This is a genomic window from Ramlibacter aurantiacus, from assembly GCF_016722895.1.
GTDB lineage: Bacteria > Pseudomonadota > Gammaproteobacteria > Burkholderiales > Burkholderiaceae_C > Ramlibacter > Ramlibacter aurantiacus.
On record NZ_JAEQNA010000007.1, the window covers coordinates 96766 to 110450 of the forward strand.

Consider the following 13685-nt stretch of genomic DNA (forward strand, 5'->3'; position numbering starts at 1 on the left):
GCACAAGCGTGATGCTCACAGGCACATGACCACGCCCACTCCTCCCACCCCTGAAGATGCTGCCGGCGACGAGTCCATCGACGCCGGGCCGCCCTGCGTGATCTGCTTCAATGCGGGCGACCCGAGCGGGGCCGCCGGACTGGCGGCCGACGTGTCGGCCATCGTGTCGGTCGGCGCCCATCCGCTGCCGGTCACCTGTGGCGCGTACGCACGCGACACCGCGGACATCTTCGACCACTTCCCGTTCGACGATGAAGCCGTGGCCGAACAGGCGCGCGGCATCCTCGAGGACGTGCCGGTGCAAGTGATCAAGGTCGGCTTCGCCGGCACGCCCGAGGCCGTCGGCGTCATCGCCGGCGTGGCCACCGACTACACCGACCTGCCCGTGATCGCCTACATGCCCAGCCTTTCGTGGTGGGACGAGTCGCAGGCGGACCTCTATCTCGACGCCTTCCGGGAGCTCCTGCTACCGCAGACGACCGTGTTGGTCGGCAACCACAGCACCCTGTGGCGCTGGCTGCTGCCCGATTGGAGCGGTGAGCGCAGCCCCACCGCACGCGACATCGCGAAGGCGGCCGGCGATGCCGGCGTCTCCTACACCGTGGTCACCGGCATCCCCTTGCCCGACCAGTTCATCGACAACGTGCTGTGCACGCCCGTGGCCGTGCTGGCCAGCCAGCGGTTCGAGCGCTTCGAGGCCGTGTTCAGCGGCGCCGGCGATACCCTCAGCGCGGCGCTGGCGGCCCTGGTGGCCAACGGCGCCGACCTCACGTCCGCCTTCACCGAAGCGCTCGAATACCTCGACCAGTCCCTGGACGCGGGCTTTCGCCCCGGCATGGGCCACGTCGTGCCGGACCGGCTGTTCTGGGCGCAACCGGAAGCTGCGGAAGGCGAGTCCGTGACCCCAGAAGAAGCGCAGGCCCTGCAGGTCTTCGACATGCCCGCCCATGACACCAAGCATTGACCGCAACCAGGAACTCTTCGACCGCGCCCGCGAGTTGATCCCCGGCGGGGTCAATTCGCCGGTGCGGGCCTTTCGCGCCGTCGGCGGCACGCCGCGCTTCGTGCAGCGCGCGCAGGGCGCGTACTTCTGGGACGCCAACGGGCAGCGCTACATCGACTACATCGGGTCCTGGGGACCCATGATCCTGGGCCACGGCCATCCCGCCGTGGTCGAAGCCGTGCAGCAGGCGGTGCAGGACGGTTTTTCGTTCGGCGCGCCGACCGAGCGCGAGGTGCAGCTGGCCGAGGCCATCGTCCACCTGATGCCCAGCCTCGAGATGGTGCGGCTGGTCAGCTCCGGGACCGAAGCCGCCATGAGCGCGATCCGCCTCGCGCGCGGCGCCACCGGCCGCTCGCGCATCGTCAAGTTCGAGGGTTGCTACCACGGCCACGCCGACTCGCTGCTGGTGAAGGCCGGCTCGGGCCTCGCCACGTTCGGCCATCCGACCAGCGCCGGCGTGCCGGCCGAGGTCGCGCAGCACACCACCGTGCTGCCCTACAACGACATCGATCAGCTGGAGCAGGCCTTCGGCCTGTACGGCAGCGAAATCGCCTGCCTGGTCATCGAGCCCATCGCCGGCAACATGAACTTCGTGCGCGCCAGCGTGCCCTTCATGCGCCGCTGCCGCGAGCTGTGCGACCAGCATGGCGCGCTGCTCGTGTTCGACGAGGTGATGACGGGCTTTCGCGTGGCACTCGGCGGCGCGCAGTCGATCTACGGGCGGCAGATCCCGGGCTTCCGTCCCGACCTCACCGTGCTCGGCAAGGTCATTGGCGGCGGCATGCCGCTGGCGGCCTTCGGCGGCCCTCGCGCCCTGATGGAGCAGCTCGCGCCGCTGGGCCCGGTCTACCAGGCCGGCACGCTGTCGGGCAATCCCATCGCCACCGCCTGCGGGCTGGCCACCCTGGAGCAGATCGCGCAACCGGGCTTCTTCGACGCCCTGGCGGCTCGCACGCGTTCGCTGGTCGACGGCCTGTCCATCGTGGCCCGGTCCGAAGGCGTCGAGTTCAGCGTCGATTGCGAAGGCGGCATGTTCGGCTTCTTCCTGCTGTCCTCTCTGCCGCAGGACTACCAGACCGTGATGACCAGCGATTCGTCGCGCTTCAACCGGCTGTTCCACGGCCTGCTGGAGCGCGGCGTGTACATCGCGCCGGCTTTGTACGAAGCCGGCTTCGTGAGCGCGGCCCACACCGAGGACGACATCGCCACCACCGTGGAAGCCGCGCGCGAGGTCTTCGCCACCCTGCGCACGGGCTGACGGCCGCCGCTGGGCGGCCGCGCCGGTTCAGTGCCGGAAATGCCGCACGCCGGTGAACACCATCGCCACGCCGCGCTCATCGGCCGCGGCGATCACCTCGGCGTCGCGCATGCTGCCCCCCGGGTGGATGACGCAGCTGGCCCCCGCATCGACCACCACGTCCAGGCCATCCCGGAACGGGAAGAACGCGTCGCTGGCGACGGCCGTCCCTTGCAGCGACAGGCCGGCGTGCTGGGCCTTGATGCTGGCAATGCGGGCCGAGTCGAGCCGGCTCATCTGCCCGGCACCCACGCCCATGGTCATGCCGTCCTTGCAGAAGACGATGGCATTGGACTTCACGTACTTGGCCACCTTCCAGGCGAAGAGCAGGTCCTGCAACTGCTGCGGCGTGGGCTGCAGCCGCGTCACCACCTTCAGTTCATCGATCGAGAGCTCGCGGTTGTCCGCCGTCTGCATCAGCAGCCCCGAGCCGATGCGCTTGACGTCCACGGCATTGCGCCCGCGCGCCCAGTCGGTGGCCCCGCCGGGTGGCAGCTCGATGCGCAACAGCCGCACATTGGCCTTGGCTCGGAACACCTCCAGCGCCTCGGGCGTGAAGTCGGTGGCGATCAGCACCTCGACGAACTGCTTGCTCACCGCCTGCGCGGTGGCGCCGTCGAGGGCGCGGTTGAAGGCGATGATGCCGCCGAAGGCCGAGGTGGGATCGGTCTTGAACGCCTTCTCGTAGGCCTGCAGCACACCCTCGCCCACTGCCACGCCGCAGGGGTTGGCGTGCTTGACGATCACGCAGGCCGGCGTGTCGAAACTCTTGACGCATTCCCAGGCCGCGTCCGCATCGGCGATGTTGTTGTACGAGAGCTCCTTGCCCTGCAGCTGCTGCGCGCTCACCAGGGAGCCTGGCGCCGGGTACAGGTCGCGGTAGAACGCCGCCTGCTGGTGCGGGTTCTCGCCGTATCGCAGGTCCTGCAACTTGACGAAGCGGCCGTTGGACTGCGCCGGAAACAGAGCGCGGCTGCCGTCTTCCTGCAGGCCGGAGAGGTAGTCGCTGATCGCCGCGTCGTAGTTGCTGATGCGGTTGAAGGCCGCCACCGACAGCGCGAAACGCGTCTTGTCCGAGAGCTTGCCGTGCTCGCGCAACTCGGCCAGCACCGGCTCGTATTGCGAGGCATCCGTGAGCACGCCCACGTCCTTCCAGTTCTTGGCGGCGCTGCGCACCATGGCCGGGCCGCCGATGTCGATGTTCTCGATCGCATCCTCCAGCGCGCAACCGGGCTTGGCCACCGTTGCCTCGAACGGGTACAGGTTGACCACCAGCAGGTCGATGGTGCCGATGCCGTGGGCCCGCAGGGCCGCCATGTGCTCGGGCACGTCGCGCCGGGCGAGCAAGCCGCCGTGCACCATCGGGTGCAGGGTCTTGACCCGGCCATCGAGCATCTCGGGAAACCCGGTCACCTCGGCCACTTCGGTGACCGGCAGCCCGGCGTCCTGCAGCAGGCGCGCGGTGCCGCCGGTGGAGATCAGGCTCACACCCAGGGCCTGCAGGCCGCGAGCCAGTTCGAGGACGCCGGTCTTGTCGGATACGGAAATCAGAGCGTTCATAGGGTCACTTCAGTTCTTAAAGCTTCGAGAGCACCGGCGCGGCACGCGAGAGGTGACCGACCACCAGGGCCACCGCGGAACCGGCTTTGCCGAAGGCGCTTCCGGGTGGACCACCTTTACTTCAGGAGCTTGTGCTCCAGTAGCTTCTTGCGCAGCGTGTTGCGGTTCAGGCCCAGCCACTCGGCCGCCCGGGACTGGTTGTGCTCGGCCTTGGACATCACCACCTCCAGCAGCGGCTTTTCCACCACCTTGACCAGCATCTCGTACATGTCGCTGGGTTCGATGCCGCGCAAGTCCCGGAAATAACCTTCCAGGCTCGTGCGCACGCACTCCTCGATGTGCTTCTTGCTCATGCGTCCTGCGCGCCGATCGCATCGTCGGCGCTCTCCTCGTGTGGTTCCTCGGCCGCGGCCTCGGGCAGCCGGTCGCCGAACAGCGCCAGCTGGTCGAAGTAGTCGGCCACTGCCCGAAGCTGCGCCTGGCAGTCGTCCAGTCTGTTGATGTGTTCCCGAAGGCCCTCGCCCCCGGGCAGCGTGCGAACGTACCAGCCGATGTGCTTTCGCGCGCTGCGCACGCCGCTGAATTCGCCGTAGAGGCCGTAGTGGTCCTGCAGGTGCTGCAGCAGCAGGCGCTTGACCTCGCCGACCAGCGGCCGCGCGAGCGGCTGGCCGGTGGCCAGGAAATGCACCACCTCACGAAAGATCCACGGCCGGCCCTGCGCCGCGCGGCCGATCATCACGGCGTCGGCGCCGGTGGCGGCCAGCACCTCGCGGGCCTTGGGTGCGGAGTCGATGTCGCCGTTGGCCACCACCGGGATGCGCACCGCGGCCTTGACCGCGGCGATGGTCTCGTACTCGGCCCGCCCCTTGTAGCCCTGCTCACGGGTGCGGCCGTGCACCGTGAGCATCTGCACGCCCACGTCCTCGAAGGCACGCGCCAGCGGCACCGCATTGCGCCGCTGCTGCGACCAGCCGGTCCGCATCTTCAGCGTGACCGGCACGCCATGCGGGGCGCAGGCATCGACCACGGCGCGGGCAATCGACACGGCCAGCGGCTCGTCCTGCATCAGCGCGGAGCCGGCCCACTTGTTGCAGACCTTCTTGGCCGGGCAGCCCATGTTGATGTCGATGATCTGCGCGCCGCGCTCGATGTTGTAGAGCGCGGCCTCGGCCATCTCGGCCGCTTCCGTGCCGGCGATCTGCACGGCGATGGGGCCGGGCTCGCCCGTGTGGTCGGCGCGGCGCGAGGTCTTCAGGCTGTTCCACAGCTCGCGGCGCGAGGTCACCATCTCGCTCACGGCATGGCCGGCGCCGAGGCGGCGGCACAACTGGCGGAAGGGGCGATCGGTCACGCCCGCCATCGGCGCTGCGAACACGTTGTTCGGCAGGGGGAAGGGGCCGATGTTCATGCAAAGGGCGTGCTGAAAAAAGAGGCGCGATTGTAGGCGCTCCGCTTTTTGGCTTGCGAAATCTTTGCGGCTTTATTGCCGCAGTGCAGCAGGCCCGCGCCGCGGCTCAGGGGGCCGTGCGACCTTGCCCCCCCGCCCGCCGGCTGTCGATCAATCGATCAATCGATCTTGATTCCCACGTCCCTCACGATGTTGCGGTACTTCGCCACATCGCCCGCGAGGATGCGGCCGAATTCTTCAGCGGTGCGAGGGGAAGGCTCCTGCCCCAGCGGAACCAGCCGTGCCCGAAGCTCCTCCTCGCCCAGCGCCTGGTTGATCGCGGCATTGAGTTTCGCAACCACGTCCGCGGGCGTGCCGGCCGGCGCCATGATGCCCAGGTTGCTCGAGATGTCGACGTCCTTGAAGCCCGCCTGGGCCATGCCGGGAACACCGGCGATCAGCGGCGACGGACCGGCACTCAACACCGCCAGCGCGCGCAGCTTGCCCGCCTTGATGTGCGGCACGGCCCCGACGTCGGAGATGGCGAACTGCACGTCGTTGCCCAGCAGCGCCGTGAGCGCCGGCCCCACGCCCTTGTACGGGACGTGCAGGAACTTCACCCCCGCCGACCGGGCCAGCATTTCGGTCGCCAGGTGCGGCGCGGCACCGTTGCCGCTGGAGCCGTAGGAGACGCCGCCGGGCTCGGCACGCCCCGCCGCGACCAGGTCGGCCAGGCTGTTGAACCTGGAGGCGGCGTTCACCACCACCACGAACGGAGATTGCGTGACCAACGCCACCGGCGCGAACGATTTCACCGGGTCGTACGGCAGCCGCGAGTAGAGCGCGGCCGCGGAGCCATGCGTGATGGTGCCGGTGATGTAGAGCGTGTGGCCATCGGCCGGCGAGCTGGCGACGTGCGCGGCGGCGACGGTGGTGCCGGCGCCCGGCTTGTTCTCCACCACGACCGGCTGGCCCAGGTCACGGCCGAGTCGCTCGCCCAAGGCCCGGGCGGCGACGTCGGTGGAGCCCCCCGGAGGGAACGGCACGACCAGGCGGATCGGCTTGGTGGGGAAGCTGGTCTGCGCCTGCAGGGGCATCGCGCAGAGGGCGGCGGACAGCGTCGCGCCCAGGATCAGGAGTCGGCGAGTGTTCATATGCATCATGGGTTCAGAAAGCCGAAGACGTGAGGTCCTTGCGAACGACCTCGATGCCGCTGGCGGACATCAGGCGGGCAAGAGCGCGGATCTCTTCCTCGCGGGGGCGCGGCATCGGTGCCCGCATCAAGGGCGAGTCGATCAGGCCCCGGAGCCAGGCCGCGATCTTGTAGCGCACATGCAGGCGGCCCGGCTCGGAGTAGACGTACTCGTGCAGGCGGGCCATGCCCGAATTCCAGACCTCGCGAGCGGCGACGAGGTCGTTGCGACCAAAGGCCTCGATGTGGGCCAGCATCGACTCCATGGCGTAGTTGAACGAGCCGCTGATCGCTCCGTCGAACTGCCATCCCGAGGCCAGGTAATCGTGGAAGAAGTGGGCGCTGGACGGCAGGATGGCGACCTCCGGCGCGTGCTCGCGCAGGGCCCGGCCGATCAGTCGCGCGCCCTGGGGCGAGTAGGTCATCTTCCAACCCACCATGTTGGGCACCTCGCGGCAGATCTTCAGCGTGGGCTCCAGCGGCAGGCCCAGGCCCCACTGGGGCGTCATGTTGGAGATGGGATGCGCGAACATCGGCAAGTCGACCGCGCGATCCTGGTCCTTGATCTGGTCGAGCCACACCTCGGGGTAACGCGCCGCGTCCCATGCCACCGACACGTCCATCGATCCGGCCGGCGGAATCACGAAGATGCCGTGGGCGCCGATCGCCTTCGCGTCCTGGGCCGTCTGGATCACCTCGCGGGTGGTCCAGGCGAAGGTGCCCGCCAGCACCGGCAGCTTGCCCGCCGCCTCCTCGAGCACGATCTCCAGCACGCGGCGCTTCTCGTCCCGCGTGAGGTAGGAGATCTCACCCGCCTCCGGGTTGGCGATCAGCCCGCCGACCTGCGCAAACCGGTGCTGCACGTAGTAGCGCACCAGCCGGCGCAGCCCGTCTTCATCGATGTCGTAGCCGTCCTTCAAGGGCAGCACCAGCGCCGTGTAGAGCCGGTGGCTCAAACCCCTGCGATCCGAAAAACCTGCATTCATGGATGACCTCCAGAGCACGTGGCCGCACACAGGACCCGTGCCGCCACAAAGCCGACGATGCTAGGAATTCGCTGAAAATATGTCCAATTTATCTTTGAAAACGTTCGATTTCAATTACTTATCCGATGGCCTCCCTCCGCCAATTCGAAGCCTTCGTGATGATCGCGGAGCTGGGCTCCTTCACCCACGCGGCCACCCAGATGCACATCTCGCAACCGGGGCTGAGCCTGATGGTGCGCGAGTTCGAAGCGCACTTCCGCCAACGGCTGTTCGACCGCAGCTCGCGTGCGGTGCGCCTGACCGAAGCCGGCCAGGCGCTGCTGCCTTCGGCGCGGCGCATCCTCGAGGAATTCCAGGCCGCCACCACGCGCCTGAGGAATGCGGACACGCAGGCCGCCAGGCGCTTGTCGGTGGCCTCCACCCCGCTCTTCTCGTCGGCCCTCATGCCCGCCGTGTACCAGCGCTTCCAACGGGCCCACCCACAGGTCGAGCTCAAGCTCACCGTGATGTCCCGCGACGAGGTGGGCGAGGCGGTTCGGCGCGGTGACCATGACTGCGGGGTCGGCATCTTCGGTCCGAACGCGCCCGGCCTGCAGCGCGACCCGCTCTTCACCCTCGGCTTCATCCTGCTCACGCACGGAGAGACCCCGCATGTCGTCGACGGCGCCGCACCGCGCTGGGTGGCCTGGGATGCGATCCCGAAGGTGGCCTACGTGGAGCTGCCCTGGGACAGCGGCATGCAGCAGGTGATCAACCGCCGCAAGGCGCAAGCCGGCATCCAGGCGGCCGCGCCCGCGCAGGTCATGAACCACCTGGAAACCATCATCGGGATGACGGCCGCGGGCGCAGGCCCATCCATCCTGCCTTCGTTCGCCCTGGCCGCCTGCGGCGGCTTCAACGTGCGGGTGCGGCGCATCCGCGATGCCCAGCCGTCCGGCCTGGCCTTCCATGCCGTCACGGCCCGTGCCCGCGACAAGCACGTGCTGCTGCCGTCGTTCATGGAGGCCCTGCGATCGCTCATCGCCGAGCAGCCGTGGGCCACCTGGTGGGACCGCGAGCACGCGGCCGCGCGCGGCCCGCGGCCCGGGGCGGGACGATCGCAACGATGAATCGCGAAGACCGCGCGGCGCGGGCCCGGTGCCTATACTGCGCGCCTCATGGACGCCTGGTTCAACGCACTGCTCGCCTGGCTCGCGCTACCTGAATTCGGGCTCACCACCTTGTTCATCGTGGCCTTCATCTCGGCCACGCTTTTGCCCATGGGGTCGGAGCCGGCGCTGTTCGGCCTCATCAAGATCAATCCCGACATGTTCTGGCCCGGCATCGTGGTCGCCACGCTGGGCAACACCCTCGGCGGCATGGTCGATTGGTGGCTGGGGTACGGCGCGCACCACATGGTCGACCGCTACAAGCGTTCGAGCGTCCACCTGCGGGCGCTCGACTGGCTCGAGCGGCTCGGCCCCCGCGCCTGCCTGCTGTCCTGGCTGCCGGGCGTGGGCGATCCGCTGTGCGCGGTGGCCGGCTGGCTGAAGCTGCCGTTCTGGCCATGCACCTTCTACATGCTGATCGGCAAGTTCCTGCGCTACCTCACCATGACCTGGGTGCTGCTGCAGTTCTTTCCTGGCCGCATCGGATGAGCGGCCGCGGCCGCTCGGCGGCCGCCTGTCAGTCGGCATTGGCCTACATCGCCCGTGGGCACATCGCACCCCCATGCCGGCGCGGGCTCTCGAATGCTCACGGTGGGTGCTCCACCCGAGCGCCCGCAACGAACACGAGGACACGAGACGATGAAGATCCAACCCGGCATGGTGGTGGTGGTCACCGGCGCGAGCGCTGGCGTGGGCCGCGCGATCGCCACGGCTTTCGGCCGCAAAGGCGCGCGGGTGGCCCTGCTGGCGCGCGATACCGACCGGCTCGAAGAGGCGCGGCGCGAGATCGAAGGCCTGGGCGGCCAGGCCCTGCCCATCCCGCTGGACATGGCCGATCCGGAACAGGTCGAGGCGGCCGCCGAGCGGGTGGAGCAGGAACTCGGGCCCATCGATGTCTGGATCAACAACGCGATGGTCACCGTGGTGGCGCCGATGGTCGAGATCACCCCGCAGGAATTCCGCCGGGCGACCGACGTGACCTACCACGGGGTGGTCTGGGGCACCATGGCGGCGCTGCGCCGCATGCGGGCGCGCGACCGCGGCAGCATCGTGCAGATCGGATCGGCCCTGGCGTATCGCGCGATCCCGCTGCAGGCGCCCTACTGCGGCGCGAAGCACGCCGTCAACGGCTTCACCGAGGCCCTGCGCTGCGAACTGCTGCACGACAAGAGCCGCATCCACCTGGGCATGGTCGAACTGCCGGCGGTGAACACGCCGCAGTTCGACTGGTGCCGCACGCGCATGCCGCGCCACCCCCGGCCGATGGGCACGGTCTACCAGCCCGAGGTGATCGCCAAGGCCGTGCTGGCGACGGTCGAGCGACGGCGGCGCGAGGTGTTCGTCGCGTTCTCCAGCACCAAGGCCATCTGGGCGGACAAGCTTTTCCCGGGGCTGCTGGATCGCTACCTCGCACGCACGGCCTACGAGGGCCAGCAGATGGACGAACCCATCTCGCCCGACCGGCCCGACAACCTGTTCCAGCCGGTGCCCGGAGCCTGGGGTGCGCACGGCCGGTTCGACGGCGAAGCCCGCTCGAGCAGCGCCAGCCTCTGGCTGAGCCTGAACAAGGGATGGCTGCTGGGGGCGGCGGGTGCGCTCGCGCTCGGCTGGATCGCCGCGCAACGCGGCCCTCGCCGGCTCTAGCGCGCCGGCTCGCGGATCCGCGCGTCGCGGTTGCGGATGCGGTGCATCCACACCAGGAAGCCGGTGCCCACGGCTGCCCAGCCCAGCATCATCAGGCCCAGGTGGAGCGAGCCCTGGTGCTCGACCAGCCCCACGGCGTACCCGGCCAGCGAACCGCCGAACTGCTGTGACAGCCCCGCCAGTGCCGAGGCCGACCCGGCCAGCGTCGGCACCAGGCCCACCGTGCCAACCAGCGCCGGCGGCACCAGCAGGCCGTGGCCGACGCCCAGCACCATCATCGGCAGCGCCAGTGCCCAGGGCGAGTGCACGCCCGCCAATGCCGCCAGCACCGTGATCAGTGGCCCCAGCACCGTGAGCGCCTGGCCGACCTGCATCAGGCGGCGCTCGCGGACGCGGCCGGTCAGCCGCACGGTGAGGATGTTGCCGGCCATGTACGCCAGAGGCGTGGCCATGATGTACCAGCCGATGTGCTCGGGCCGCACGCCGAAGCTGCCGAGCACGATGGGCGCGCCACCCAGGAAGGCGTAGAACGTGGCCGTGGTCATGGCCAGGATGCCGACATAGGCCAGGAAGGACGGCAGGCGCGCGAGTTGCGCGTAGCCCGAGGCCAGCTCACTCCAGCGGCCACCCGGGCGGGCCGGGCGGGTCGACGGCAGACCCCGCCACGCCGCCAGCGCCAGCAGGCCGGACACCACGGCCATCAGCACGAAGTTGGACTGCCAGCCCAGGCGCACGTGAAGCTGCCCGCCCAGCAGCGTGGCAAGCGGCGGGCACAACCCCAGCACCATGCCGAACAGGGCCATCACGCGGGTGCGCTCGTGCGGCTCGTACAAGTCCTGCACCAGCGCGCGCGCGATCACCATGCAGGCGGCGGTGCCGGCGCCCTGCAGGGCGCGCGCCGCGATCAGCGGGCCGATGTCCGGCGCCAGCGCCGCCATCACCGACCCGGCCAGCGACAGCAGCAATCCGAAAATCAGCACCGGCTTGCGGCCGACGCGATCGGAGATCGGACCGTAGGCCAGTTGCAGGCCCCCGTACGCGGCGATGTAGGCACTGAACGTGAGCTGCACCATCGCCTGGCTGGTGCCGAACTGGCGCGGCCACTCCTGCATCGACGGCAGGCAGACGGTCATGGCCACCAGCCCGAAGGCCAGCTGGCAGACGATGTTGAGGGTGAGCCAGCGCGAACGCGCCGGCCGAGAGGAAACGGGACTCATGAAGGCGAGGGCAGGCAGGGCCCGGCGACGAAGTGTAGCGGCCGCCTCGCCGCGCTCCCGCAGCTGCTTCAGGGTTGCTGGTAGCCCTCGGCCCGCAGCTGCAGCCGCAGCCCGCGCGGGTCGCGGCTGAAGAGGAGCCCGCCCCGCGCGAGCGATCCGGCCGGCAGGTGGTCCAGCCGCATCTCGCTGCGTTCGACCCGCTGGTCCTGCGACCACAGCTCGCCGGACACCAGCAGGTCACCGGCCGCGCGGGTGCCGGCGTTGCGCACCGTCAGCTGCACCAGGTATTGGCCACCCTGGGGCTCGATGCGGTTCACCTCGATGCGCGGTTCCGGCGCGCCCTCAGCCGGTGAGCGCCAGGCATGCCATCCCAGCACCCCCATGCTGGCCAGTACCCCCACCAGGCCGATCGCGGCGACCACCCACTCCAGCAGCGGCGGCGGCCCCTCGCGCTGCGCCGTTCCCGGGTCTTCGGCTCGCTGGTCGCGTCGGGGGTCGGCCATGTCTTACAGGATGAGGCGGGCTGCCGCCGCCCCCACCGCCGCCGGCAGGCCCAGCACCACGACGGCCTGGATGCCGGCCGACACGGACAGGCCATCCAATCGTCCGAAGATCCAGAGCATTCCCGCACTGATCGCAAGCGCCACCAGGTAACCCGACAGCGTGGAGTGAAGGAACAGCCGCCACCCTGCCAGCCCCCGGGCCGGCCGCGGCCGGCCGCGGAAGGCGACGCCGTAGACGAAGGCGTGCATCACCGCGAGGGACAGCGCGATCAGCGCGATGGCCAGGGGCTCGCCCACCTGCATCGCGATCAGGGCCATCTCCTCGGTGGGCGCCATGTTGAAGCACAGGAAGAGCGCGCCCACCGCCATGATGAACAGGTCGCTGCCCCAGTGATTCACGCCGCCTCGCGTGGACCGCGCCGGATCGCGCTCACCCAGCTGGGACTGCGCCAGCAGCGCCCCGATGCTGGCCGGCACCGCCTGCAGGGCGACCTGGCCCACCCCGGCGCGCAGGGAGGTGCGCTCGTCGATCACGCCCAGCAGCCACAGCATGGCGCCCGAGATGGCGAAGCCGACGGCATAGGCCACCAGCGCATCCACCACATCGTCACGCCAGCTGAAAGTGTTCTCGAAGCCGGCGTGCCAGGACAGCGCGACCAGGAAGGGAAAGAACAGCGCCAGCAGCGCGATCAGCTTCCACTCGGGCATGTACACCGGCAGGTGCCACATCTCCTGGGTCATGAACATGGGGAGCCCGAAAATCACTGCCCCAGCGCCGGCGCGCGCCAGCCCGACACCGAAGGCCGCGGTCGGGGACATCGAAGACGCCGGCGCGCTCATGGCCCGACGGTACCGAGCTCGAGCTGGGCACGGGGTCGGCAGGCACCTGAATTACGCGATGTTGCACGGTTCACCTGCTGGCGGCGGATGCCCGCACCATCACGGCAGCCATGCGGATCGCCAGCTTCAACGTCAACGGGGTGAACGGGCGCTTGCCACGGCTGCTCGAATGGCTGGCCGAGCGCCAGCCGGACGTGGCCTGCCTGCAGGAGATCAAGACCAGCGATGAGCGCTTTCCCGGCGCCGCGCTTGCCGCCGCCGGCTACGGTGCGGTCTGGCACGGCCAGCCGTCCTGGCACGGGGTGGCCATCCTGGCGCGCGGACAGCGCCCGCGCGAGCTGCGCCGGGGGCTGCCGGGCGGCCCCGACGACCGGCAGGCGCGCTACCTCGAGGCCGAAGTCGGCGGGCTCACCGTGGCCTCGGTCTACCTGCCCAACGGCAATCCGCAACCCGGCCCCAGGTTCGACTACAAGCTGGCCTGGTTCGAGCGGCTGATCCTGCACGCCCGCAGGCTGATGGACGCCGGCCGGCCCACCATCCTTGCGGGCGACTTCAACGTCGTGCCCACCGACGCCGACATCTACAACGTGGGCGCCTGGCGCTTCGATGCGGTGGTGCAGCCGCAGACCCGCGACGCCTACGCACGCCTGCTGGCCCAGGGCTGGACCGATGCCACCCGCATGCTGCACCCGAACGAGCGCATCTACACCTTCTGGAAGGATGCCTTCGCGTTCCGGCGCAATGCGGGCTTTCGCATGGACTTCCTGCTGCTGAGCCCCGACCTCGCACCGGCGCTGGCAAAGGCCGAGGTCGACGCCCACGCGCGCGGCCGCGACAAGCCCAGCGACCATGCGCCGGTGTGGATCGACCTCACCGCGACCGAGCCTTCGTCAACTGGGATGTAATCG

General features: G+C 69.6%; 14 protein-coding genes. 6 read left to right on the top strand and 8 right to left on the bottom strand.

The window, feature by feature from the left end; translation table 11 throughout:
• The first annotated feature begins 25 nt into the window (after nucleotides 1-25).
• Nucleotides 26-964, top strand: a complete 939-nt coding sequence (gene thiD / locus JI739_RS17640) for a bifunctional hydroxymethylpyrimidine kinase/phosphomethylpyrimidine kinase (protein WP_201685252.1) — start codon at nucleotides 26-28, stop codon at nucleotides 962-964.
• Nucleotides 948-2261 carry a glutamate-1-semialdehyde 2,1-aminomutase gene (hemL, locus tag JI739_RS17645; protein ID WP_201685253.1) on the top strand — a complete coding sequence of 438 codons (1314 nt, stop codon included), beginning with the start codon at nucleotides 948-950 and terminating at the stop codon, nucleotides 2259-2261. Before thiD ends, hemL begins: the two co-directional genes overlap by 17 nt.
• Nucleotides 2262-2288: 27 nt before the next feature.
• Here hemL and purH read toward each other — a convergent pair whose 3' ends face one another.
• The 5 genes from purH to JI739_RS17670 form a co-directional block, all read right to left on the bottom strand.
• Nucleotides 2289-3860 carry a bifunctional phosphoribosylaminoimidazolecarboxamide formyltransferase/IMP cyclohydrolase gene (purH, locus tag JI739_RS17650; protein ID WP_201685254.1) on the bottom strand — a complete coding sequence of 524 codons (1572 nt, stop codon included), beginning with the start codon at nucleotides 3858-3860 and terminating at the stop codon, nucleotides 2289-2291.
• Nucleotides 3861-3976: 116 nt separating this feature from the next.
• Nucleotides 3977-4213, bottom strand: a complete 237-nt coding sequence (locus JI739_RS17655) for a Fis family transcriptional regulator (RefSeq protein WP_201685255.1) — start codon at nucleotides 4211-4213, stop codon at nucleotides 3977-3979.
• Nucleotides 4210-5268 (bottom strand): tRNA dihydrouridine synthase DusB, encoded by a 1059-nt coding sequence (dusB, locus tag JI739_RS17660; protein WP_201685256.1) that lies wholly within the window; start codon nucleotides 5266-5268, stop codon nucleotides 4210-4212. The genes JI739_RS17655 and dusB overlap by 4 nt, the downstream gene beginning before the upstream one ends.
• Before the next feature lie 158 nt (nucleotides 5269-5426).
• Nucleotides 5427-6401, bottom strand: coding sequence for a Bug family tripartite tricarboxylate transporter substrate binding protein (locus tag JI739_RS17665; RefSeq protein WP_201685257.1), 975 nt, complete (start codon nucleotides 6399-6401; stop codon nucleotides 5427-5429).
• A 13-nt stretch (nucleotides 6402-6414) separates the two neighbouring features.
• Nucleotides 6415-7425 carry a dihydrodipicolinate synthase family protein gene (locus tag JI739_RS17670; protein WP_201685258.1) on the bottom strand — a complete coding sequence of 337 codons (1011 nt, stop codon included), beginning with the start codon at nucleotides 7423-7425 and terminating at the stop codon, nucleotides 6415-6417.
• 125 nt (nucleotides 7426-7550) lie between these two features.
• Here JI739_RS17670 and JI739_RS17675 point away from each other — a divergent pair, with 125 nt between their 5' ends.
• The 3 genes from JI739_RS17675 (at nucleotide 7551) to JI739_RS17685 (ending at nucleotide 10217) form a co-directional block, all read left to right on the top strand.
• Nucleotides 7551-8534 (top strand): LysR family transcriptional regulator, encoded by a 984-nt coding sequence (locus JI739_RS17675; protein WP_201685259.1) that lies wholly within the window; start codon nucleotides 7551-7553, stop codon nucleotides 8532-8534.
• Between the two features lie 48 nt (nucleotides 8535-8582).
• Nucleotides 8583-9062, top strand: a complete 480-nt coding sequence (locus JI739_RS17680) for a YqaA family protein (RefSeq protein WP_201685260.1) — start codon at nucleotides 8583-8585, stop codon at nucleotides 9060-9062.
• A 150-nt stretch (nucleotides 9063-9212) separates the two neighbouring features.
• On the top strand, nucleotides 9213-10217 hold the full coding sequence (locus tag JI739_RS17685; RefSeq protein WP_201685261.1) for an SDR family oxidoreductase: 1005 nt from the start codon (nucleotides 9213-9215) through the stop codon (nucleotides 10215-10217).
• Here the strand turns inward: JI739_RS17685 and JI739_RS17690 are convergent.
• The 3 genes from JI739_RS17690 to JI739_RS17700 form a co-directional block, all read right to left on the bottom strand.
• Entirely contained in the window at nucleotides 10214-11434 is a 1221-nt protein-coding gene (locus JI739_RS17690; RefSeq protein ID WP_201685262.1) for a multidrug effflux MFS transporter, read from the bottom strand. The genes JI739_RS17685 and JI739_RS17690 overlap by 4 nt on opposite strands.
• A 68-nt stretch (nucleotides 11435-11502) precedes the next feature.
• On the bottom strand, nucleotides 11503-11937 hold the full coding sequence (locus JI739_RS17695; RefSeq protein ID WP_201685263.1) for a hypothetical protein: 435 nt from the start codon (nucleotides 11935-11937) through the stop codon (nucleotides 11503-11505).
• A gap of 3 nt (nucleotides 11938-11940) precedes the next feature.
• A complete protein-coding gene (locus JI739_RS17700) occupies nucleotides 11941-12777 on the bottom strand; it encodes a TIGR02587 family membrane protein (protein ID WP_354003748.1) in 837 nt (278 codons plus the stop codon).
• 110 nt (nucleotides 12778-12887) lie between these two features.
• On the opposite strand from JI739_RS17700, the gene JI739_RS17705 reads away from it, so the two are divergent.
• Nucleotides 12888-13682, top strand: coding sequence for an exodeoxyribonuclease III (locus JI739_RS17705; protein ID WP_201685265.1), 795 nt, complete (start codon nucleotides 12888-12890; stop codon nucleotides 13680-13682).
• The last annotated feature ends 3 nt before the right edge of the window (nucleotides 13683-13685 follow it).